General features: G+C 57.7%; 1 pseudogene. It reads left to right on the forward strand.

The annotated features are described in order from the left end of the window. Nucleotides 1-284: pseudogene (locus tag RZO55_RS19775) on the forward strand (PTS fructose transporter subunit IIBC); the annotation flags it as partial.

Raw genomic sequence — 284 nt, forward strand, 5'->3', positions numbered from 1 at the left:
ATCATGCCCATATTGGTGATTCCGCTGATCACCTCGCTGTTGACTGCGCTTCTGTTTATCTTCGTGCTCGGGGCCCCCATTTCCGGGATGATGGAGGGCTTGACCCAATGGCTGCACGACATGCAGGGGGCGGGACAAGTGGCGTTGGCGATGATTTTGGGGGCCATGATCGCCTTTGATATGGGAGGGCCGGTCAACAAGGTGGCCTTTTTGTTCGGAGCGGCGATGATCGTGGAAGGCCAACCCTTCATCATGGGGGCGATCGCCTCGGCGATCTGTATTCC

This window comes from Clostridium boliviensis (assembly GCF_033342255.1).
Taxonomy (GTDB): domain Bacteria; phylum Bacillota; class Clostridia; order Lachnospirales; family Lachnospiraceae; genus Lacrimispora; species Lacrimispora boliviensis.